Source organism: Streptococcus sp. Z556 (genome assembly GCF_053010225.1).
On sequence record NZ_JBRKNU010000002.1, the window covers coordinates 29,381 to 51,656 of the forward strand.

Below are 22,276 nucleotides of genomic sequence, written 5' to 3' on the forward strand. Positions count from 1 at the left end.
GGGATTTTCTTAATAGATAAACATAGCATCACCAAAGCTAAAGAAGCGGTAGTGTTCTTGGATGGCATGGTGGTAAGCATCTAGGACTAAGTCCCGACCAGCAAAGGCTGAAACTAGCATGACTAGAGTTGATTTTGGAAGGTGGAAGTTGGTTGAGAAGGCGTCTACAACCTTCCACTCGTAACCGGGTTTGATAAAGATATTGGTCCAGCCAGAATCTGCTTGGATTTGTCCGTCAAACTTGGAGCCGATAGTTTCCAGTGTGCGGATAGAAGTGGTTCCTACAGCGATGACGCGACCTCCATTTTCCTTAACAGAGCGAAGGGTGGCAGCTGCTTCCTCAGAAAGCTGGTAGAACTCTGAGTGCATTTCATGTTCGTCCAGATTGTCAACAGAGACAGGTCTAAAGGTTCCGAGTCCGACATGGAGGGTCAAATAAACCAAATGGACACCCTTGGCTTGGATTTCTGCTAGCAGTTCTTTGGTGAAGTGGAGGCCAGCAGTCGGTGCAGCAGCAGAGCCACTTTCTTTAGCGTAGACCGTTTGATAACGTTCGCGATCATCTAGTTTTTCATGGATATAAGGCGGCAGTGGCATTTCACCCAGACTTTCCAAGACTTCTAGGAAAATTCCTTGGTATTCAAAGCGGACAATACGGCCTCCGTGGGTCAATTCTTCTGTAACGATAGCACTGAGACGACCATCTCCAAAGCTGACGCGAGTACCGACCTTGAGGCGTTTGGCAGGTTTAGCTAGGACCTCCCACTCATCACCAGCAGTATTTTTAAGAAGGAGAAGCTCCACGTGGCCACCTGTTTCTTCCTTTTGACCATAGAGGCGGGCTGGGAGAACACGGGTGTCGTTCATGACAAGGGCGTCACCTGGTTCCAACATATCAATAATAGAGTGGAAGTGTTTATCCTGAAATTCTCCCGTCTCACGATTGACGATGAGGAGTTTAGAGGCATCACGTTTTTCAAGGGGTGTTTGAGCAATCAATTCCTCAGGTAAGTGGAAATCAAAATCAGCTGTATTCATTTTTTCATCATTCTTTCTAACTTCTAATCTTATCCATTATAACATGTTTCAAGTTTGGGCGCTCTTTTTTTAGAAATTAAATCGTTTTCACTTGACAAAAATTGGTCTATACCATATAATAAATATAGATTAAAATGGAGGATGAAAAGATGAAAGTTATTAAAGTTGAAAACCAAATCGAAGGTGGAAAAGTAGCTTTTGAAATTTTGAAGGAAAAGTTGGCCAATGGCGCTCAAACTTTGGGACTTGCGACAGGAAGTAGTCCACTTGAGTTTTACAAAGAAATCGTTGAAAGTGACCTTGATTTTTCAAATCTAACAAGTGTCAACCTTGATGAGTATGTGGGACTTGATGGGGACAATCCACAATCTTACCGTTACTTTATGCAAGAAAACTTGTTCAACCAAAAACCATTTAAAGAAAGTTTCTTGCCTCGTGGGGTTAAGGATAATGCTAAAGCTGAAGTTGAACGCTACAACCAAATTTTGGCTGACCATCCAGTTGATTTGCAAATCTTGGGAATCGGTCGCAATGGACATATCGGCTTTAACGAGCCAGGAACTCCATTTGATAGCCAAACACATCTAGTCGAACTTGACCAGTCTACCATCGAAGCTAATGCTCGCTTCTTTGACAAGATTGAAGACGTCCCAACCCAAGCCATTTCAATGGGAATTAAAAACATCTTGGATGCCAAGTCTATTCTTCTCTTTGCTTATGGTGAGTCAAAAGCAGAAGCTATCGCTGGAACAGTGTCAGGCCCAGTAACTGAAAGTCTACCAGCAAGTAGTCTACAAAACCACCCTGACGTGACCATCATTGCAGATGCAGAAGCGTTAAGCTTACTTGAAAAATAAATTCAGAACCACTTGCTCTTTGGAGTGAGTGGTTTTAGACGTATAAAACTTCAACATTACGTTAGGGGACCACATGAATAAAGAAGAATTTCTAAAAGTAAAAGAAGCGTATAAGAGCGCTAGAACGGAAGAAAGAAAAAAAATAATAGAGTTTATTACAAAGAAGAAAGATAAGGAAGGGAATTATCTTTTTACTAAGTCGAAAGATAAACCATTTAACACAAGAAATCAATATTTAGGAGGTAGAGGAGATAAAAAGTACACCTCGGGTAGTAGATTATCTAGACCATATGATTTATCAAATCATATGTGGATTGATTTGTGTTATAAAGGAAATGATATACTAATCTCTTTACAGTCTTTTGATATTGATCCAAATAGTCATAATCTTCATGTCTTATATGATAGAATAGGTATCATATTTGAAAAAGATGAGGAATCAGATGATAAAGATGAGGAATCAGATGATAAAGATGGAAAACCAGATAATGAACTGAAAGTCAGTGATGATTTTCTTAAAATGGAAACAACAAACTGGGAATTACCTTTATCTGAAGCAGATATGGAGGAGATGGTGGACTATATTATTAATCATTATGAAGAATAAAAAACTTAGTTTCCTCTTGACAAATATTCATTTTGCGTGTAAAATGGAATAGATCTTGAACTTGAAGGGAGTGAAAAAAATGTCTAAAACAGTAGTACGTAAGAATGAATCTCTTGACGATGCACTTCGTCGTTTCAAACGTGCGGTTACTAAAGCTGGTACTCTTCAAGAAACACGCAAACGTGAATTCTATGAAAAACCTTCTGTAAAACGTAAACGTAAATCAGAAGCAGCTCGTAAACGTAAAAAATTCTAATTTGAAATGAAAGGCTAGACTTGTCTAGTCTTTTTATTTTTAAATAAATACTGTAAATCCTGCAAAAAAAGGAAACTTCCAACTACAATTTGATATAATAGTAAGGAGAACTCGATTGAAGGAGGAAATTATGTCGGTTTTAGTAAGAGAAGTAATTGAAAAGCTCAGACTAGATATTGTATATGGCGAAGGCGAATTGCTTGAAAAAGAAATCAACACAGCGGACATTACGAGACCTGGTCTTGAAATGACGGGCTATTTTGATTACTACACTCCAGAACGGATCCAGCTTTTGGGGATGAAGGAGTGGTCCTATTTGGTTAGTATGCCTTCTCAAAACCGTTATCAAGTTTTGAAAAAAATGTTTCTGCCAGAAACACCAGCGGTCATCGTAGCCCGTGGCTTGGTAGTTCCAGAAGAAATGTTGAAGGCTGCTAGAGAATGCAAGATTGCGATTTTAACCAGTCGGACAGCAACCAGCCGTTTGTCTGGAGAGTTATCTAGTTATCTTGATTCCCGTTTAGCTAAACGTACGAGTGTACATGGTGTCTTGATGGATATCTATGGCATGGGAGTCTTGATCCAAGGGGATAGTGGTATCGGTAAGAGTGAGACAGGTCTTGAACTCGTGAAGCGTGGTCACCGTCTAGTAGCGGATGACCGTGTCGATATTTATTCCAAGGATGAGATGACTCTTTGGGGAGAGCCAGCTGAAATCTTAAGGCATCTACTTGAGATTCGTGGAGTTGGGATTATCGATGTTATGAGTCTCTATGGAGCAAGCGCTGTAAAAGATTCTTCACAAGTTCAGCTGGCTGTCTATTTGGAAAATTACGATACCCATAAGACTTTTGACGGTCTAGGAAACAATGCCGAAGAATTAGAAGTTTCTGGTGTAGCTATTCCACGTATCCGCATCCCGGTAAAAACAGGACGCAATATCTCTGTTGTTATTGAGGCGGCAGCAATGAACTATCGTGCTAAGGAAATGGGCTTTGATGCGACACGTTTATTTGAAGAACGTTTGACAAATCTGATCGCTCAAAATGAGGTGAAACATGATTAATCCAGTTGCATTTGAAATCGGACCTTTTTCCATTCGTTGGTATGCCCTATGTATTGTGGCAGGCTTGGTCTTGGCAGTCTATCTTGCCATGAAAGAAGCTCCTAAAAAGAAGATTTTGTCAGATGATATTCTAGATTTTATCTTAATTGCCTTTCCTATTGCAATTATAGGTGCCAGACTTTACTATGTGCTTTTCCGCTTAGATTACTATCTTCAAAATCCAGGTGATGTGATTGCCATCTGGAATGGCGGTTTGGCCATTTATGGTGGTTTGATAGCAGGAGCTATTGTACTCTATATCTTCGCAGATAGAAAGTTGATTAATACTTGGGATTTCTTAGATATTGCGGCGCCGAGCGTTCTGATTGCCCAAAGTTTAGGCCGCTGGGGGAATTTCTTTAACCAAGAAGCCTATGGTGCGGCAGTAGATAGTCTGGATTATTTGCCAGGCTTCATTCGTGATCAGATGTACATTGACGGTAGCTACCGTCAGCCGACCTTCCTTTACGAGTCGGTTTGGAATCTGGTTGGATTTGCTTTGATTCTGATTTTTAGAAGAAAATTGAAGGGAATCAGACGTGGTCATATCACTGCTTTCTACTTGATTTGGTATGGTTTTGGTCGTATGATCATAGAAGGAATGCGAACAGATAGTCTTATGTTTTTTGGACTGCGGGTGTCCCAATGGTTATCAGTTGTCCTCATCGGACTCGGTATTTTTATCATACTTTATCAAAATCGAAAGAAAGCCCCTTTCTATCATACTGAGGAGGAAAACTAAATGTTAGAAGTTGCTTATATTCTTGTTGCCATTGCTTTGATTGTTTGTTTAGTCTATCTGACGATTACCATTCAAAAAGCAGGTCGAATGATTGATGAGACGGAGAAAACCATCAAAACCTTGTCTTCAGATGTAGATGTTACTTTACATCATACCAATGAATTGTTGGTAAAAGTTAATGTCTTGGTTGACGATATCAATGTTAAGGTTGCGACGATTGATCCACTCTTTACGGCTGTAGCAGACTTATCTGAGTCAGTATCTGACCTCAATAGCCAAGCGCGTGTCTTGAGCAAAAAAGCTTCATCAGCCGGATCAAAAACACTTAAGACGGGTGCGGGATTATCTGCACTCCGTGTCGCAAGTAAATTTTTCAAAAAATAAAAAAGGAGAAATCTCATGGGAAAACTATCCTCTATCCTTTTAGGAACCGTTTCAGGTGCAGCTCTGGCCTTGTTCTTAACCAGTGACAAGGGCAAGCAAGTTTGCAGTCAAGCTCAAGATTTTCTAGATGACCTGAGAGAAGATCCAGAATATGCCAAAGAGCAAGTCTGTGAGAAATTGACAGAAGTGAAGGAACAAGCAACGGACTTTGTGCTTAAAACAAAGGAACAAGTAGAATCTGGTGAAATCACTTTTGACAGTGTCCTTGATCAAGCCAAAACATGTGCACGACAAGCGACAGAAGCATCAAAAGAAACCTTTAACAATCTCAAGGAGCAATGGCAAGAACAGTCAGCAACTCCAGATATCGTAGAAGACGAAGAAGAGATTATTATTGATATTACAGAAGAATAAAACATCACCATCTCTGGTTCTGGAGATGGTGATTTTTATCTGGAAAGCAGTCTTTGTGGTATAATAAATACTATGCAGAAAAAACCAACGTCAGCCTATGTGCATATTCCCTTTTGCACACAGATTTGTTATTATTGTGACTTTTCAAAAGTTTTTATCAAGAATCAACCAGTAGATAGTTATTTGGAGCATCTGCTAGAAGAGTTTCGTTCTTATGATATCCAAAAATTGCGAACTCTCTACATTGGAGGTGGGACGCCAACGGCTTTGTCAGCTCCGCAATTAGAGGTGCTCTTGGATGGCTTGACTAAAAACTTGGACTTGTCGGTCTTAGAAGAATTAACCATTGAAGCTAACCCAGGAGATCTGGACGCGGATAAGATTGCGGTTTTGAAACAGTCGCCAGTCAATCGTGTCTCTCTAGGTGTGCAGACCTTTGATGACAAAATGCTGAAAAAGATTGGGCGTAGTCATTTGGAGAAGGATATTTATGAAAATATCGACCGTCTTAAATTGGCTGGTTTTGACAATATCTCCATTGATCTAATCTACGCTCTTCCTGGTCAGACCATGGATCAGGTCAAGGGAAATGTGGCTAAGGCCATTTCGCTTGATATTCCTCATATGAGCCTTTATAGCTTGATTTTGGAGAATCATACGGTCTTTATGAACCGTATGCGACGTGGGAAATTGCCCCTGCCCAAGGAAGAGTTAGAAGCAGAGATGTTTGAGTACATCATTGCAGAACTGGAGCGAGCTGGTTTTGAGCATTATGAGATTTCCAATTTCTCTAAGCCTGGCTTTGAAAGTCGCCATAATCTCATGTACTGGGACAATGCTGAGTACTATGGTATCGGTGCAGGAGCGTCAGGTTATGTGAACGGAGTTCGTTATAAAAATCACGGACCTATCCGCCATTATCTAGGCGCAGTAGAGGCAGGAAATGCTCGGATAACTGAAGAACACCTGACTCAAAAGGAGCAGATGGAAGAAGAAATGTTTTTGGGACTCCGCAAGAAATCTGGGGTTTCCATGGCGCGATTTGAGGAAAAATTCGGACTGTCCTTTGATGAACTTTATGGCGAAATCATCAGAGACTTGGTTCAACAAGGTCTTATGCAGACTGATGGTGATCGCGTCCGAATGACAAAGAGGGGTCTCTTTTTAGGAGACACTGTAGCAGAACGATTTATTTTGGAGTAGAACGATGGGCTTAACTTATCAGATGAAAATGAAAATTCCTTTTGATATGGCGGACATGAACGGTCATATCAAACTTCCAGATGTAATTTTACTGTCCCTGCAAGTATCAGGTATGCAATCGATTGAGCTGGGAGTCAGTGACAAGGACGTCTTGGAACGCTACAATCTGGTCTGGATTATCACGGATTATGAGATTGATGTGGTTCGATTGCCTCGCTTTGCTGAGGAGATTACGATTGAAACGGAAGCCTTGAGTTACAATCGTCTCTTTTGCTATCGTCGCTTCACTCTCTACGATGAAGCAGGTCAAGAAATGATTCGAATGATGGCAACCTTTGTTCTCATGGACCGCAATAGTCGGAAAGTTCATGGAGTCGAGCCTGAGATTGTTGCGCCTTACCAGTCAGAATTTGATAAAAAACTGATCCGTGGGCCGAAGTATGCAAATATAGAAGATCCAATCAGTAAAGACTACCATGTTCGTTTTTACGATTTGGATATGAATGGTCATGTCAATAATAGTAAATACCTAGACTGGATTTTTGAGGTCATGGGAGCCGATTTTCTAACCAAGTACATTCCAAAGAAAATCAATCTCAAGTATGTCAAAGAAGTGCGGCCAGGTGGCATGATTGCCTCAGCTTATGAACTCAAGGGACTAGAAAGCAAGCATCAGATTATCAGTGATGGTGAGATCAATGCCCAAGCCATGATTACTTGGCAAGAAATAAAAAAGGACTAAAGAGAGATGACATATAAAGGTTATTTAATTGATTTAGACGGAACCATTTATAAGGGAAAAGACCGGATTCCAGCGGGGGAGGCTTTTGTGCATGAATTGCAAAAGCGAGAAATTCCTTATCTCTTTGTAACCAACAATACAACACGCACTCCAGAGAGTGTTCAAGAGATGTTGGCTCAGAATTTTAATATCAACACGCCTCTATCAACGGTTTACACAGCGACTTTGGCAACCATCGACTATATGAATGACTTGGGACTGGAAAAGACAGTCTATGTCATCGGAGAAGCAGGACTCAAGGATGCCATTCAGGCAGCTGGTTATGTCGAAGACAAGGAAAATCCTGCCTATGTGGTAGTTGGACTGGACTGGCAAGTCGATTATGAAAAATTTGCTACAGCGACCCTAGCAATCCAAAAGGGTGCCCACTTTATCGGAACCAATCCAGACCTCAATATCCCGACGGAACGTGGTCTCTTGCCAGGAGCTGGTTCACTGGTAACCCTGCTTGAAGTGGCAACACGAGTGAAACCAGTTTATATTGGGAAACCAAATGCTATCATCATGGGCAAGGCGGTTGAGCACTTAGGTTTGAAAAGAGAAGAATTGCTTATGGTTGGGGACAACTACCTGACAGATATCCGAGCAGGGATTGACAATGGTATTCCAACGCTCTTGGTGATGACAGGTTTTACCAAGGCAGAAGAAGTAGCGGACCTGCCAATCGCACCAACTCATGTGGTGTCTAGCCTTGCGGAGTGGAATTTTGATGAGAACTAAACTGACTTTTTGGGGAAGTATGCTCTTTCTCCTTTCCATTTCTATTCTCTTAACCATTTATCTGGCATGGATTTTCTATCCCATGGAGATTCAGTGGCTGAACTTAGCGGATCGAGTCTATCTAAAGCCCGAAACCATTCAGTACAATTTTCATATCTTGATGAATTACCTGACCAATCCCTTTAGTCAGGTCTTAGAGATGCCGGATTTTCGTTCGTCAGTGGCTGGTTTACACCACTTTGCGGTGGTGAAGAATCTCTTCCACTTGGTTCAGCTGGTCACTTTGGTGACACTTCCAAGTTTCTATTTCTTTGTTAAAAAGATTGTCAAAAAAGGCTTTTTAGCACTATATCGTAAAAGTATCCTGACCCTAGTGCTATTGCCTCTGATCATTGGGCTTGTAGGAGTGTTGATTGGTTTTGAGCAATTCTTTACTCTTTTCCATCAGATTCTCTTTGTGGGAGACGATACCTGGCTTTTTGATCCAGCAAAGGATCCCGTTATTTGGATTTTGCCAGAGATTTTCTTTCTCCATGCCTTTGTACTTTTCTTTGCTTTTTATGAAGGAATGTTTGGTTTCCTTCTTGTCAAATCTTTAAGGAAATAGTAGATAACATTCTGTATTTTTAATAAAAAACGAGAGAAGTTACTCTGCTCCCTATATATTGTTAGGTTATCCTAAAGATAAACTTGTAAAGCAGGAGATTTTTGCAGAAAACAGTCTATTTTCTATGAAAAAATAGGCTTTTTTTCTAAAAATATCTAGTCAAGCGCTTTATTTTTTTGTATAATAGAAATAGCAAGTATAGATTAAAGAAGAGAAAAGCATGATTACACTATTTTTATCACCGAGTTGTACATCATGTCGTAAGGCAAAGGCTTGGTTAGAGACGCATAAAGTGCCCTTTCAAGAGCATAATATTATGACTAGTCCTTTAACAAGAAAAGAATTACAACATATTCTTTCCTTGACCGAAAATGGTACTGATGACATCATTTCAACTCGTTCAAAAATCTTCCAAAAATTAGATATTGATGTAGAGAGTATCTCGGTATCGGAGTTGCTTCAGTTGATTGAGCAATATCCTAGTCTTTTGCGTCGCCCAATTATTATAGATACCAAACGCATGCAGATCGGTTTTAATGAAGATGAGATTCGTGCTTTTCTCCCTCGTAGTTACCGTAAACAAGAATTGAAAGAAGCAACATTGAGAGCTGGTATAGGATAGATGAACAAACAGTATAGTTACCCACTAGATTTGTCGTGGAGCACTGAAGAACTTGCTTCAGTGCTTTCTTTTTTTAATGATGTTGAAGCCGCCTATGAAGATAAGGTAGAAGCTAAAAAACTGCTAGAGTCTTACAAGGAATTTAAGTCAGTCGTTCCGAGCAAAAGTGAAGAAAAGCGCTTAGGTCGCGAATTTGAGACGGCTAGCGGTTATTCCTTCTATCATGCAGTTCAATTAGCAAAAGAAAAAAGAGAAGGGAAGATTTCTCTTGGAAACTAAATTTGAATTTGCCAAACAGATTGTGCAAGAAGCTGCAGATTACATTTTGGCCCACATGCAAGAAGATTTGAAGGTCGAGCGAAAATCTTCACCTACCGACTTGGTGACGCGTTTGGACAAGGAGGTCCAGGAACTCTTGGTTGAACGGATCAAGTCCTCCTATCCTGAGGACTTGATTTGCGCGGAAGAGGGCTGTTTACGTGCTGCAGTCGGTCAAGGTTGCGTTTGGGTGATTGATCCCATTGACGGTACCAATAACTTTGTCGCTCAGAAGGAAGATTTTGCCGTGATGTTGGCCTACTTTGAGAATGGGGTTGGGAAATTCGGTATCATTTATGATGTCATGAAAGGGGATTGTTACCATGGTGGAGGTGCCTTTCCTCCATGTCGTAATAATGAGACCTTACCAACTTTTATAAAGAAACCTCTTCAAGATTTTTTAGTGGCTGGTAACTCAGGCATGTTTGAAACCAATGAATGGGGCTTGGCGGATTTGGGTAGAGCAGCGTTGGGAGTCCGTGTCTATGGTAGTGCAGCCATTAGTTTTGCCAAGGTTTTGTCTGGTCGTCTGCTGACTTATATTACCTATTTGCAACCTTGGGATTACGCTGCGGCCAGTATCTTAGGGGAAAGTCTGGGCTATCGTCTTCTTACAGTTTCTGGTGAGCCTGTTGATTTTCAAACACGCCAGCCGGTCATGTTGGTGCCAATCGAAATGCAAGAAGAGATTCAGTCCTACATTTATGAAAGGAAAGAAAATTAAATGCAATTTCCAGAAGGATTTGTTGAAAAATATGAAGCGATACTAGAAGATGAGGCAAGAGATTTTCTTGCCTCTTTTAAACAGGAAGCAGTATCGGCTTTTCGGGTTAATCCCTTAAAAGAAAGTCAGCTATCGTTTGCTGACGCCATTCCTCATACACCTTGGGGGCATTATGGTAAGGTCTCTGGAAAGTCTCCAGAGCACGTGACAGGTTTCGTTTATTCGCAAGAGCCTGCAGCCCAAATGGTGGCCCAGGTAGCTCAGCCCCTTCCTGGTATGAAGGTCTTGGACTTGGCGGCAGCACCAGGTGGGAAATCCACTCAATTGGCAGCTTATCTGGCTAATCAGGGTATCCTTGTTTCCAATGAAATTTCAAGCAAGCGGGCTAAGATTTTAGTGGAAAATATGGAGCGGTTTGGAGCTACAAACGTAGTCGTGACCAATGAATCTGCGGATCGCTTATCCAAGGTCTTTAAAGGATACTTTGATGTGATTGTCCTTGATGCTCCTTGCTCGGGTGAAGGGATGTTCCGTAAACAACCAGATGCCATGGACTATTGGAACATCGACTATCCGAATCAATGTGCCAGTCTCCAAAGAGAGATTTTAGAAGATGCAGTGACCATGTTGGCAGAAGGTGGCCGTTTGATCTATTCGACCTGTACCTGGTCGCCAGAGGAAAACGAAGAGATTGTCCACTGGTTACTAGATACTTATGATTTTGAATTACTTCCAGTCGAGCAAGTGAATGGTATGGTAGCAGGAATTGATCTTCCTGAAACGGCTCGGATGTACCCACACCATTTTAAGGGAGAAGGTCAGTTTGTTGCCCATTTGCAGTTTAAGGGAGAAAATCCTGCACCCAAATTCAAACCCTGCAAGACCAATCTCAGTCGCGAACAGCAGAACTTGTGGCAAGATTTTGCACAAAAACATCTAAAAATATCACTAACTGGCCTTCTACAAACTTTTGGAGACCAACTCTATCTTTTGCCAGAGATGCTACCTGATCTAGGGAAACTCAAAATTGCCCGAAATGGACTTCATTTGGGGACTTTTAAGAAGAAACGCTTCGAACCAAGCTTTGCTCTGGGACTAGCCTTAAAACCAAGTCAGGTGAAACAAAGGGTCGAAATCAAGGGTGAGGACTTTGTAAAATATGTGGCTGGGGAAACAGTTCAGCTAGCTGAAAGTCTACCAAATGGCTGGTATCAAGTTGTGGTTCAAGGAAATGGTCTGGGCTTTGCAAAAGTTACTGGAAATGTTTTAAAAAATTATTATCCAAAAGGCCTCAGATTCAAGTGAAAAAGCTAGTCAAAGAATCTATTCTATGTTATATTGGAAGTATGAGTTTTTTCTGATAGTCTTTCATTTTTACTTATATTATGTGATGAACCGACTGGTCCTCAAGGGACTTCCAGTCTATAAATCGTAAACCAAATCTTATCATCACTGATTGTCATGATAGGAACTGAAAGAAATCAGAACATTCATCATTATGTTCAAGGAGAAAAATAGTGAAAAAAAGAAAAAAGCTCGTTCTATCTCTTGCGACATTTTTACTTGCAGGTTCTCTAGCGGGATGTGCAAGCTGGATTGATCGTGGAGAAACCATGACAGCCGTCGGTTCAACTGCCCTTCAGCCTTTGGTCGAAGCAGCAGCTGACGAATTTGGTTCTAGAAACATCGGAAAAACAGTCAACGTTCAAGGTGGTGGATCGGGTACAGGACTTTCCCAAGTTCAGTCTGGAGCAGTAGATATCGGGAACTCTGACGTCTTTGCAGAGGAAAAAGATGGAATCGATGCTTCGGCTTTAGTGGACCACAAGGTTGCAGTGGCTGGTCTTGCAGTAATTGTAAACAAGGAAGTGGATGTTGAAAATCTCACAACCGATCAACTTCGCAAAATCTTTACAGGTGAAGTGACCAACTGGAAAGAGGTTGGGGGCAAAGACCTTGCAATTTCGATTATTAACCGTGCAGCAAGTTCTGGTTCGCGAGCAACCTTTGACAATGTCGTAATGAATGGTCAGGCGGCTATGCAGAGCCAAGAACAGGATTCTAATGGAATGGTCAAGTCGATTGTCTCCCAAACTCCAGGAGCCATTTCTTATCTTGCCTTTGCCTATGTAGATGACTCGGTCAAGACCATGAAGCTCAATGGCTATGAGCCGACAACTGAAAATGTAACAACCAACAACTGGCCTTTGTGGTCTTATGAGCACATGTATACCCTAGGTCAGCCAAATGAGTTAGCTGCTGAATTCCTGAACTTCGTCCTCTCAGATGAAGCCCAAAATGGAATTGTTAAGGGCATGGGCTATATCTCTATCAATGAAATGAAAGTCCAAAAGGATGCTTCAGGTACCGTTACAGCAGTAGAAGGAGGTCAATAATGAATCAAGAAGAACTATCTAAAAAATTACTCTCTCCTTCAAAGAACTCTCGCCTTGAGAAGTTTGGTAAAGGTTTGACCTTTACTTGCCTTTCGTTGATTGTCATCATTGTGGCGATGATTTTGATTTTTGTAGCGCAGAAAGGCTTGTCGACCTTCTTTGTCAATGGAGTGAACATCTTTGATTTCCTCTTTGGACAGACTTGGAATCCTTCAGGCAAACAATTTGGTGCCTTGCCAATGATTTTAGGTTCCTTTATTGTAACAATTTTGTCAGCCCTGATTGCAACTCCCTTTGCTATTGGTGCTGCAGTCTTTATGACAGAAGTATCACCAAAAGGTGCTAAGATTTTGCAACCAGCCATTGAACTTCTCGTTGGGATTCCATCAGTTGTCTATGGATTTATCGGTTTGCAGGTTGTGGTTCCATTTGTTCGTAGTGTCTTTGGTGGAACTGGTTTTGGAATCTTGTCAGGGATTTTCGTTCTCTTTGTCATGATTCTACCAACTGTAACCTTTATGACAACAGACAGCTTGCGTGCTGTTCCCCGTCACTACCGTGAAGCCAGTTTGGCAATGGGAGCGACTCGCTGGCAAACCATCTGGCGTGTGACCTTGAAAGCAGCGCGTTCAGGTATTTTTACAGCAGTGGTCTTTGGGATGGCACGTGCCTTTGGTGAAGCCCTTGCTATTCAGATGGTTGTCGGAAACTCAGCAGTTATCCCAACCTCGCTAACAACACCAGCTGCGACCTTGACATCTGTATTGACTATGGGTATCGGAAATACCGTCATGGGAACGGTTGATAATAACGTTCTCTGGTCACTGGCCTTAGTCTTGCTCTTGATGAGTTTGGCCTTTAACAGTGTGATTAAATTGATTACGAAAGAAAGAGGAAAGAAAAACTATGCACGCTAAGAAATTAGATAAACTTGCAACAGCTGTCCTCTATACCATCGCGGGTATCATCGTTGCCATTCTGGCGTCCTTGATTCTCTATATCCTGGTTCGTGGTTTGCCCCACATCTCTTGGTCCTTCTTAACTGGGAAATCTTCTTCCTATCAAGCAGGCGGAGGTATCGGGATCCAGCTTTATAATTCCTTCTTCCTTTTAGTCATTACCTTGGTTATTTCTGTTCCTTTATCCATGGGAGCGGGGATTTTCCTAGCTGAATATGCCAAAAAGGGTCCTGTGACCAATTTTATCCGTACCTGTATCGAAATTTTGTCTTCTCTACCGTCGGTCGTTGTGGGGCTCTTTGGTTACTTGATCTTTGTAGTCCAGTTTGAGTATGGATTTTCCATTATTTCTGGTGCCTTGGCCTTGACGGTCTTTAACCTGCCTCAGATGACTCGAAATGTTGAGGACAGTTTGAGACACGTTCACCATACGCAGCGTGAAGCTGGCTTAGCTCTTGGTATTTCTCGTTGGGAGACGGTTGTTCATGTTGTTATTCCAGAAGCACTACCAGGTATCGTAACAGGTGTTGTCTTGGCATCTGGCCGTATCTTTGGTGAGGCCGCCGCTCTGATTTATACAGCAGGACAATCCGCTCCAGCCCTTGACTGGTCTAACTGGAATATCCTCAGTGTTAGCAGTCCTATCTCAATCTTCCGACAAGCAGAAACCTTGGCTGTCCACATCTGGAAAGTCAATAGCGAGGGAACCATCCCAGATGGTGCCATCGTGTCAGCTGGTTCTGCAGCTGTGCTCCTCATCTTCATCTTAATCTTTAACTTTGGAGCACGCAAACTCGGAAGCTATTTACACAAGAAATTAACCGCTGCCTAAAGGAGAAGCTATGTCAAAATATAACTGGGATGAAAAGCATATCATCACCTTCCCTAAAGAAAAAGTGGCCCTCTCTACCAAGGATTTACATGTTTACTATGGTAAAAATGAATCCATCAAGGGCATCGATATGCAATTTGAAAAAAATAAAATAACGGCCTTGATTGGTCCGTCTGGATCTGGGAAATCTACCTATCTTCGTAGTCTCAATCGGATGAATGATACTATTGATATTGCCAAGGTCACAGGTCAAATTCTCTACCGAGGGATTGACGTTAATCGTCCAGAAATCAATGTCTATGAGATGCGCAAGCATATTGGAATGGTCTTTCAACGGCCAAATCCATTTGCCAAGTCTATCTACCGCAATATTACTTTTGCTCATGAACGTGCAGGAGTCAAGGATAAGAAGGTCTTGGATGAAATTGTGGAAACTTCTCTCCGTCAAGCTGCCCTTTGGGACCAGGTCAAGGATGATTTGCACAAATCAGCCTTGATGCTTTCTGGTGGTCAGCAGCAACGGCTTTGTATCGCGCGAGCTATCTCTGTTAAACCAGATATTCTCTTGATGGATGAGCCAGCGTCAGCTTTGGATCCGATTGCGACAGCCCAGCTGGAAGAAACCATGTTGGAATTGAAGAAGGATTTTACCATCATCATTGTTACCCACAATATGCAGCAGGCTGCCCGTGCGAGTGACTACACAGGATTTTTCTACCTGGGTGATTTGATTGAGTATGATAAGACGTCCAATATTTTCCAAAATGCCAAGCTACAGTCAACCAATGACTATGTAACGGGACACTTTGGTTAGAAAGGAAACAGCATGACAGAACTGATTTTGCAGGTTAAAGACCTGTCCGTTTATTACAACAAAAAGAAGACCTTGAATAGTGTTTCCCTTTCTTTTCAACCCAAGGAAATAACGGCTTTGATTGGTCCTTCTGGATCAGGGAAGTCAACTCTTCTCAAGGCCATCAACCGGATGGGAGATTTAAACCCTGAGGTGACAACAACGGGGACAGTGATTTATAATGGTCACAATATCTATAGTCCACGTACAGATACAGTTGAATTGCGTAAGGAAATCGGCATGGTTTTCCAACAGCCCAATCCATTCCCTATGTCTATCTACGAAAATGTTGTTTACGGACTACGTATCAATGGGGTTAAGGACAAGCAAGTTCTAGATGAAGCAGTAGAAAAGGCCTTGCAACGTGCTTCTATCTGGGATGAAGTCAAGGATCGTTTGCATGATTCGGCTATTGGTCTCTCAGGAGGTCAACAGCAACGTGTCTGTGTTGCCCGTGTTTTAGCGACTAGCCCTAAAATCATCCTTTTGGACGAACCAACCTCGGCCTTGGACCCTATCTCGGCTGGAAAGATTGAGGAAACCTTGTATGGTCTGAAAGATAAATACACCATGCTCTTGGTAACGCGTTCCATGCAGCAGGCTTCTCGTATCTCTGATAAAACAGGATTTTTCCTAGATGGGGATTTAATCGAGTTTAACGATACGAAGAAGATGTTCCTAGACCCACAAAACAAGGAAACAGAAGACTATATTACAGGAAAATTTGGATAAGGAGTTGAAAGATGTTACGATCTCAATTTGAAGAAGATTTAGAGAAATTGCACAACCAGTTCTACGCAATGGGACAAGAAGTGCTTTCGCAGATCAATCGTACAGTGCGTGCCTTTGTCACTCATGACCGTGATTTGGCAAAAGAAGTCATCGAAGACGATGCAGAAGTAAATGAATATGAAGTGAAGTTGGAAAAGAAATCATTTGAAATGATTGCCCTCCAACAACCTGTTTCGCAAGACCTTCGTACCGTCTTGACCGTTCTCAAGGCAGTGTCAGACGTGGAACGCATGGGAGATCATGCAGTCTCTATCGCTGAGGCGACTATTCGTATGAAGGGGGAGCAACGTATCCCTGCCGTTGAAGAAGAAATCAAACAGATGGGTCGCGATGTGAAGAACTTCGTCGAAGCAGCTCTGGATCTCTACCTGAACGGCACTGTGGATCAAGCCTACGAAGTAGCGACTATGGATGAAAAAATCAACCATTACTTTGACAGCATTCGTGAATTGGCTACAGAAGAAATCAAGAAAAATCCTGAAGCTATAGTTACAGGACGCGATTACTTCCAGGTTATTTCCTTCTTGGAACGTATCGGAGACTACGCAAAAAATATCTGTGAATGGGTTGTTTACTTTGAAACAGGTAAGATTGTAGAATTATAAAGTATTCAAATGATAAAATTATTGTGAAAGCTTACTTTTTAATAGTAAGCTTTCGTTGTATTGATGGTTTCTTTTATCAGAGGTGAGTAATGGACTACATACAGAATATAAGAAAAAAAGTAGGAAAAGATAAAATAATTTTAAATTTTACCTGTGGAATATTAAATCAATCAGGAAAAATTTTATTACAAAAACGAGCAGATAAAGGAACGTGGGGCTTACCAGGTGGTGCTATTGAATTAGGTGAATCGGCTTTAGAAGCTTTAGTGCGAGAGTTTTATGAAGAAACGGGAATCGAAGTGAGAGCGGAAAAACTCTTAAATGTTTATACTAAATATTCAGATAGTTATCCGAATGGCGATGAGGCTCAAGTGCTAACGATTTTGTATTTAGTTTCATCTAAAAATTCTATTTCTACAAACTTTTTTTCAAGTGATGAAACTTTAGAATTAGGATTTTTTGATCATATAGATATACAAAACATTGAAATTGTAAACCAGAAACATCAAGATATGATAAATGATTTTTTTGAAAATAAGTTCCCAATAGATAGATAAACTAATCTCTGAATTTCTATTTTTTGTAACTATATTTTATGAAAATGCAAGAAAAACGTTGACAAGCAGTTTCAAATGAGTTATAATTATTCAGAAATAACAGAAAGGATGTTTATTTATGAAACTTAAGAAATGGATATTAGTTGTGTGTAGCATGCTAGCCAGCATGATTTTAGTAGCTTGTCAATCCAGTACGGATAGTTCCCAGTCTGCTGTGGATGCTATCAAACAAAAAGGGAAGCTAGTTGTGGCGACTAGCCCAGACTATGCGCCATTTGAATTCCAAGCCTTGGTAGATGGTAAAAACCAAGTGGTTGGTGCAGATATTGATATGGCTCAAGCGATTGCGGATGAGCTCGGGGTTAAACTTGAGATTTCCAGCATGAGTTTTGACAATGTCTTGACCAGTCTTCAAACTGGAAAGGCTGACTTAGCCATTGCAGGAATTAGTGCCACTGATGAGAGAAAGGAAGTCTTTGACTTTTCAATTCCTTACTATGAAAACAAAATGAGCTTCTTAGTTAGAAAAGCTGATTTAGACAAGTACAAGGATCTTTCAAACCTAGCAAGTGCCAATATCGCAGCTCAAAAGGGAACTGTTCCAGAAACCATGGTCAAGGAACAATTGCCAAATGCTCAATTGACATCCTTGACCAATATGGGTGAAGCAGTCAATGAATTGCAGGCTGGAAAAGTGGATGCTGTTCATATGGATGAACCAGTTGCTCTTAGCTACGCAGGTAAAAACTCAGACCTTGTCGTTGCGACAGCTACTTTGACGATGAAAGATGGCGAAGCCAATGCCGTTGCCATCAAGAAGAATCAATCAGACTTGAAAGCAGTAGTGGATAAGGTTATCCAAAAACTGAAAGATGACGGAACTTATCAAACCTATCTAGAAAAAGCAGCGAAACTAACAGAAGTTGAACAATAAAAAGAAAGCAGAGTTGGACTTTAATCCAATTCTGCTTTTATGTATTCTAATAGTTCTTCTAGATTTTCAAGAGTGACTTTGGCGAACTGATAAGGACAGGCGTCCAAATAAGCCTTCTCAAAGAAGTCTAGTTTGAGTGAGCTATGTTTCAAACTGGCAATTTTAGGATAGGTCCTTAAATCAAGGAGAAGGCCATCATGTAGAGGATAGTGGGGTAAAGGACAGGTGTTTTTTTCAAGTACTTCCTTTATCCGAGTTTGATAGTTCTCTTGAAGGGTTAGTCGAGCCAGTCGATTTTTTTCAAATAACTGACTATCGATGTAAAGAGAGAGAGCCTTTTGCATGATGAGATTGCTGTCATAGTCCAGGATATTTTTGTAGGAAACAAAGGCCTCTTTTAGGGCATTTGGGAGAATGAGAGCGGTAATACGAAGGGCTGGAAAGAGACTGGTTGAGAAGGACTTGATATAAATAACCCGATCTTCAGTATCCAGATAGTGGAAGGTTTGGCCCTTTCTAGGATCTAGGTCCCCTAAATAGTCATCCTCTACGATGTAAACACCATACTGGTTTGCTAGATTCAGAATAGCCCTTTTTTCCTGATCAGAATAGGAATGACCTAGGGGATAGTGGAAGCGAGGTATGGTATAGAAGAACTTGATTTTTCCAGATTTGAACTGTTCTTCTAGTTCGTCAAGGTCAATCCCATCGATTCGACGTTCGATGGTCCTGTAGGCCAATCCCTGAGCGACCAAGAGGCGGTTCATTCGGTGGTAGGTCGGCTGTTCGACCAAAATCTCCTCTCCCTCGCTAGGAAAGTTAATCTGAGAAAGGATAAAGAGAGCTTGCTGGGTGCCAGATGTTAGAACCAGTTGGTCGGGTTTGCAGTAGAGGGCTTGGTCAAAGAGGAGTTGATGGACAGATTGTCTGAGTTCCTCAAGGCCCTCTTGGTTGTCATAGTAGTTGAAGAGGTAGTTTTCTCGGCCTATTAGAGTTTCATTGACACAGAGTCGGAAGTCATCATAGGCACTGGCATGTTCGTCAGTGACTTCGATTTCCAAGTCTTGGTGCTGTCCTTGTTCTAGAACATAGTAGCCACTTTGGGGTTTGGCATAGAGGTATTGTTCATGGCGTAATTCCAGTAGGGCTCGTTGGATAGTGTCCTTGCTACAGTGGAAGTCTTGGCTCAGTTGACGGATAGAGGGAAGTCTGCTACCTGTTGGAAATTTTCCTGATTCGATCCCCTTTTTTAGAAAGGAAACGACTGCTTGGTATTTGCTTTCTTTCTTCATTCCAGACCTCCGTTGATTTTGTTACATTGTACCTTTTTTTTGCCTGCTTGGCAATGGGAAAAGCATTCCCCCTTTCACAACTAGGAACAAATGTGGTATACTTAGAAAGTATGATGATTCATTGAACAGAAGATAAGAAAGAGAATGGATAGTAAAGTGCAGGAACCGGTTAAATTATTTCAATACAATACTCTAGGTGCCCTAATGGCTGGTCTCTATGGTGGAACCATGACAGTGGGAGAATTGCTGGAGCATGGTGACCTTGGTTTGGGGACATTGGATTCGATTGACGGGGAGTTGATTGTCCTTGATGGCAAGGCTTATCAAGCTAAGGGTTCAGGGGAACAACCTGAAATCGTCGAGGTGGCAGCGGATGCTCTTATTCCCTATGCAGCAGTGGTTCCTCATCAGGCAGAAGTGATTTTTCGTCAGCGCTTTGAGATGACAGACAAGGAATTGGAAAAGCGAATTGAGTCCTACTATGATGGGGAAAATCTTTTTCGCTCCATCAAGATTCATGGAGAATTTTCACAAATGCATGTGCGGATGATTCCCAAATCCACACCTGATACCAAGTTTGCTGATGTCGCGACTCACCAACCTGAATATAGTCGTGAAAATATTTCGGGAACCATCGTTGGTTTTTGGACGCCAGAGATTTTCCATGGGGTCAGCGTGGCGGGTTACCATTTGCACTTTATCTCGGATGATTTGACCTTTGGCGGGCATGTGATGGACTTTGTTATCAAAGAAGGAATGATCGAGGTTGGGGCAGTCGACCAGTTGGACCAACGTTTTCCAGTCCAAGATCGCCAGTATTTATTTGCTAAATTTAACGTTGACGAGATGAAGAAAGACATTGATAAGTCAGAATAGGAGAAAAAGATGACAGTACATATTATCCTCACCATGATTGCTTTGGTTCTCATTCTGGTAAGTGGGACTTGGTATGCCAAAAAACGGTTTAAAATCTCTCTTGCAGTGATGGGCTTGGGGGCAATCGCATTTTTTGTTTCTTCTCAAGTGTTAGAGAAGATGGTCCACTTTCTAGTTCTTCAACCGAAAAAAGACGGAACGATTTCGCTCATGCAAGAGCAACCCTTCCTATATGTTCTTTACGGGATAGCCATGGCTGCCCTCTTTGAGGAAACTGCCCGCCTTGTCTTTTTTAAATGGTTGGAGAAAAAGAGAAAGCTAGAAGATCGAGATGCTTTGGCTTATGGCTTGGGACATGGAGGTTTGGAGTTGCTCTATCTTGGGATGGGAAGCTTGATCAGTTTGTTGATCCTCTTTTCACTCATCCAGTCCTCAAATACTGATGTAGCCAATCTCCTTCCAAAGTCTACACTCGAAACGGTCCAGTCTCTATCGGTTTGGCAGGTTTATTTACTAGGAGTTGAGCGTGCGCTTGCTCTGATTCTGCAAATTGGTCTCTCTATCTGGGTCTATCAAAGTGTTCGTCAAAAGAAATGGATCTACCTCCTTGCTGCCTATGGTTTGCATGCCTTGTTTGACTTGGCTCCAGCCTTATCTCAGGTAGGATGGATTACAAATCCGCTTCTAGTTGAGTTCATTCTTTTCGTAGAACTTCTAGTCTTTATCTGGCTAACAAAATCTACATTTTGGAAAAAATCATAAAAAGAGGGGTGACCTCTTTTTTTATGTAAAAATAAAACAAGCTCTTTTTATGGGTCGTCAAATGTCTCTAAAAATGGTATAATGGAATGAATTTACAAAAGGATGAGAGATATGACATTAGTAACTAAAATACAAGAACAATTAGAAGGAATTGATATTCGTTTCAAGGAACCCTTGAAGACCTATACCTATACCAAGGTTGGAGGTCGAGCGGATTATCTAGTTTTGCCACGTAATCGCTATGAGATGGCCCGTGTCGTCCAATTTGCCAATCAAGAGAATATTCCTTGGATGGTGCTAGGCAATGCCAGCAATATCATCGTTCGTGAAGGTGGAATCCGTGGTTTTGTCATCTTGTGCGATAAGCTCAATAACGTTTCAGTTGATGGTTACACTATTGAAGCAGAAGCTGGAGCTAATTTGATAGAGACGACACGAATTGCCCTTCGTCATAGTTTGACTGGTTTTGAGTTTGCTTGTGGCATTCCGGGAAGCATCGGAGGAGCTGTCTTTATGAATGCGGGTGCTTACGGAGGAGAGATTGCTCATATTTTGCAGTCTTGTCAAATTTTGACCAAGGAAGGGGCAATCGAGACCTTGTCAGTCAAGGACTTGGCTTTTGGTTACCGCCATTCAGCTATTCAGGATTCTGGGGCTATTGTCTTGTCAGCTAAATTTGCCCTAGCTCCAGGGAATCATCAGGTTATCAAGCAAGAGATGGATCGCCTGACTCACCTTCGCGAACTCAAACAACCTCTAGAATACCCATCTTGTGGTTCAGTCTTTAAGCGTCCAGTGGGGCATTTTGCAGGTCAGTTGATTTCAGAGGCTGGTTTGAAGGGCTATCGTATCGGTGGTGTTGAAGTATCTGAAAAGCATGCCGGTTTTATGATTAATGTAGCCGATGGGACTGCAAGAGATTATGAAGACTTAATTGAGTCTGTCATTGAAAAAGTTAAAGAACATTCAGGCGTTACCTTAGAGCGAGAAGTTCGTATCTTAGGTGAACACGAATAACA

The 22,276-nt window shown here is 41.6% G+C and carries 28 protein-coding genes; 26 read left to right on the forward strand and 2 right to left on the reverse strand.

The features are described from left to right. Positions 1 to 9: 9 nt before the first annotated feature. The gene (queA, locus tag ACVC7S_RS02515; RefSeq protein ID WP_447266063.1) at positions 10 to 1,038 is read right to left on the reverse strand and encodes a tRNA preQ1(34) S-adenosylmethionine ribosyltransferase-isomerase QueA; all 1,029 of its coding nucleotides are present in this window, start codon (positions 1,036 to 1,038) and stop codon (positions 10 to 12) included. Between the two features lie 149 nt (positions 1,039 to 1,187). On the opposite strand from queA, the gene ACVC7S_RS02520 reads away from it, so the two are divergent. The 23 genes from ACVC7S_RS02520 to ACVC7S_RS02630 all read left to right on the forward strand — a co-directional run bounded on the left by ACVC7S_RS02520 (position 1,188) and on the right by ACVC7S_RS02630 (position 18,327). Continuing rightward, positions 1,188 to 1,895: a glucosamine-6-phosphate deaminase gene (locus ACVC7S_RS02520; RefSeq protein ID WP_447266064.1), complete on the forward strand. Its 708-nt coding sequence runs from the start codon at positions 1,188 to 1,190 to the stop codon at positions 1,893 to 1,895. 73 nt (positions 1,896 to 1,968) lie between these two features. Further along, positions 1,969 to 2,502, forward strand: coding sequence for a hypothetical protein (locus ACVC7S_RS02525; protein ID WP_447266065.1), 534 nt, complete (start codon positions 1,969 to 1,971; stop codon positions 2,500 to 2,502). Between the two features lie 79 nt (positions 2,503 to 2,581). Continuing rightward, a complete protein-coding gene (gene rpsU, locus ACVC7S_RS02530) occupies positions 2,582 to 2,758 on the forward strand; it encodes a 30S ribosomal protein S21 (RefSeq protein ID WP_000048054.1) in 177 nt (58 codons plus the stop codon). 130 nt (positions 2,759 to 2,888) lie between these two features. Further along, positions 2,889 to 3,824, forward strand: coding sequence for an HPr(Ser) kinase/phosphatase (hprK, locus tag ACVC7S_RS02535; RefSeq protein ID WP_447266066.1), 936 nt, complete (start codon positions 2,889 to 2,891; stop codon positions 3,822 to 3,824). Then, the gene (gene lgt, locus ACVC7S_RS02540) at positions 3,817 to 4,605 is read left to right on the forward strand and encodes a prolipoprotein diacylglyceryl transferase (protein ID WP_447266067.1); all 789 of its coding nucleotides are present in this window, start codon (positions 3,817 to 3,819) and stop codon (positions 4,603 to 4,605) included. Before hprK ends, lgt begins: the two co-directional genes overlap by 8 nt. Then, on the forward strand, positions 4,606 to 4,989 hold the full coding sequence (locus ACVC7S_RS02545) for a DUF948 domain-containing protein (RefSeq protein ID WP_049538298.1): 384 nt from the start codon (positions 4,606 to 4,608) through the stop codon (positions 4,987 to 4,989). A gap of 15 nt (positions 4,990 to 5,004) precedes the next feature. Further along, entirely contained in the window at positions 5,005 to 5,403 is a 399-nt protein-coding gene (locus tag ACVC7S_RS02550) for a YtxH domain-containing protein (protein ID WP_084937595.1), read from the forward strand. Between the two features lie 72 nt (positions 5,404 to 5,475). Next, on the forward strand, positions 5,476 to 6,606 hold the full coding sequence (gene hemW, locus ACVC7S_RS02555; RefSeq protein ID WP_447266068.1) for a radical SAM family heme chaperone HemW: 1,131 nt from the start codon (positions 5,476 to 5,478) through the stop codon (positions 6,604 to 6,606). A 4-nt stretch (positions 6,607 to 6,610) separates the two neighbouring features. Further along, complete coding sequence (locus ACVC7S_RS02560; RefSeq protein ID WP_447266069.1) at positions 6,611 to 7,348, forward strand: acyl-ACP thioesterase domain-containing protein; 738 nt, start codon at positions 6,611 to 6,613, stop codon at positions 7,346 to 7,348. 6 nt (positions 7,349 to 7,354) lie between these two features. Beyond that, positions 7,355 to 8,128, forward strand: a complete 774-nt coding sequence (locus tag ACVC7S_RS02565; protein WP_447266070.1) for a TIGR01457 family HAD-type hydrolase — start codon at positions 7,355 to 7,357, stop codon at positions 8,126 to 8,128. After that, entirely contained in the window at positions 8,118 to 8,735 is a 618-nt protein-coding gene (locus tag ACVC7S_RS02570) for a TIGR01906 family membrane protein (RefSeq protein WP_447266071.1), read from the forward strand. The genes ACVC7S_RS02565 and ACVC7S_RS02570 overlap by 11 nt, the downstream gene beginning before the upstream one ends. A gap of 220 nt (positions 8,736 to 8,955) precedes the next feature. Beyond that, positions 8,956 to 9,357 (forward strand): Spx/MgsR family RNA polymerase-binding regulatory protein, encoded by a 402-nt coding sequence (locus tag ACVC7S_RS02575; RefSeq protein ID WP_000631261.1) that lies wholly within the window; start codon positions 8,956 to 8,958, stop codon positions 9,355 to 9,357. Beyond that, a complete protein-coding gene (locus ACVC7S_RS02580; RefSeq protein WP_001041968.1) occupies positions 9,358 to 9,636 on the forward strand; it encodes a UPF0223 family protein in 279 nt (92 codons plus the stop codon). Then, on the forward strand, positions 9,626 to 10,399 hold the full coding sequence (locus ACVC7S_RS02585) for an inositol monophosphatase family protein (RefSeq protein WP_447266072.1): 774 nt from the start codon (positions 9,626 to 9,628) through the stop codon (positions 10,397 to 10,399). Before ACVC7S_RS02580 ends, ACVC7S_RS02585 begins: the two co-directional genes overlap by 11 nt. Next, a complete protein-coding gene (locus ACVC7S_RS02590; protein WP_447266073.1) occupies positions 10,400 to 11,704 on the forward strand; it encodes an RsmF rRNA methyltransferase first C-terminal domain-containing protein in 1,305 nt (434 codons plus the stop codon). A gap of 212 nt (positions 11,705 to 11,916) precedes the next feature. Next, positions 11,917 to 12,795, forward strand: coding sequence for a phosphate ABC transporter substrate-binding protein PstS (locus ACVC7S_RS02595; protein WP_447266074.1), 879 nt, complete (start codon positions 11,917 to 11,919; stop codon positions 12,793 to 12,795). Next, a complete protein-coding gene (gene pstC, locus ACVC7S_RS02600) occupies positions 12,795 to 13,712 on the forward strand; it encodes a phosphate ABC transporter permease subunit PstC (protein ID WP_001070951.1) in 918 nt (305 codons plus the stop codon). The genes ACVC7S_RS02595 and pstC overlap by 1 nt, the downstream gene beginning before the upstream one ends. Beyond that, positions 13,702 to 14,586 (forward strand): phosphate ABC transporter permease PstA, encoded by an 885-nt coding sequence (pstA, locus tag ACVC7S_RS02605; RefSeq protein ID WP_447266075.1) that lies wholly within the window; start codon positions 13,702 to 13,704, stop codon positions 14,584 to 14,586. The genes pstC and pstA overlap by 11 nt, the downstream gene beginning before the upstream one ends. Before the next feature lie 10 nt (positions 14,587 to 14,596). Continuing rightward, positions 14,597 to 15,400, forward strand: coding sequence for a phosphate ABC transporter ATP-binding protein PstB (gene pstB, locus ACVC7S_RS02610; protein WP_447266076.1), 804 nt, complete (start codon positions 14,597 to 14,599; stop codon positions 15,398 to 15,400). A 12-nt stretch (positions 15,401 to 15,412) separates the two neighbouring features. Next, positions 15,413 to 16,171 (forward strand): phosphate ABC transporter ATP-binding protein PstB, encoded by a 759-nt coding sequence (gene pstB / locus ACVC7S_RS02615; protein ID WP_447266077.1) that lies wholly within the window; start codon positions 15,413 to 15,415, stop codon positions 16,169 to 16,171. 11 nt (positions 16,172 to 16,182) lie between these two features. Next, entirely contained in the window at positions 16,183 to 16,836 is a 654-nt protein-coding gene (phoU, locus tag ACVC7S_RS02620; protein ID WP_447266078.1) for a phosphate signaling complex protein PhoU, read from the forward strand. Positions 16,837 to 16,925: 89 nt separating this feature from the next. Further along, on the forward strand, positions 16,926 to 17,393 hold the full coding sequence (locus ACVC7S_RS02625; protein WP_447266079.1) for an NUDIX hydrolase: 468 nt from the start codon (positions 16,926 to 16,928) through the stop codon (positions 17,391 to 17,393). Between the two features lie 118 nt (positions 17,394 to 17,511). Next, positions 17,512 to 18,327: an ABC transporter substrate-binding protein gene (locus ACVC7S_RS02630; RefSeq protein WP_447266080.1), complete on the forward strand. Its 816-nt coding sequence runs from the start codon at positions 17,512 to 17,514 to the stop codon at positions 18,325 to 18,327. A gap of 20 nt (positions 18,328 to 18,347) precedes the next feature. Here ACVC7S_RS02630 and ACVC7S_RS02635 read toward each other — a convergent pair whose 3' ends face one another. After that, the gene (locus tag ACVC7S_RS02635; RefSeq protein ID WP_447266081.1) at positions 18,348 to 19,619 is read right to left on the reverse strand and encodes an aminotransferase-like domain-containing protein; all 1,272 of its coding nucleotides are present in this window, start codon (positions 19,617 to 19,619) and stop codon (positions 18,348 to 18,350) included. Positions 19,620 to 19,763: 144 nt separating this feature from the next. Here ACVC7S_RS02635 and budA point away from each other — a divergent pair, with 144 nt between their 5' ends. From budA to murB, 3 genes are all read left to right on the forward strand, one after another. Continuing rightward, positions 19,764 to 20,495: an acetolactate decarboxylase gene (gene budA / locus ACVC7S_RS02640; RefSeq protein WP_447266082.1), complete on the forward strand. Its 732-nt coding sequence runs from the start codon at positions 19,764 to 19,766 to the stop codon at positions 20,493 to 20,495. Positions 20,496 to 20,504: 9 nt separating this feature from the next. Then, positions 20,505 to 21,257: a YhfC family intramembrane metalloprotease gene (locus ACVC7S_RS02645; protein ID WP_447266083.1), complete on the forward strand. Its 753-nt coding sequence runs from the start codon at positions 20,505 to 20,507 to the stop codon at positions 21,255 to 21,257. Positions 21,258 to 21,368: 111 nt separating this feature from the next. Continuing rightward, positions 21,369 to 22,274, forward strand: coding sequence for a UDP-N-acetylmuramate dehydrogenase (gene murB / locus ACVC7S_RS02650; RefSeq protein WP_447266084.1), 906 nt, complete (start codon positions 21,369 to 21,371; stop codon positions 22,272 to 22,274). Positions 22,275 to 22,276 lie beyond the last annotated feature (2 nt).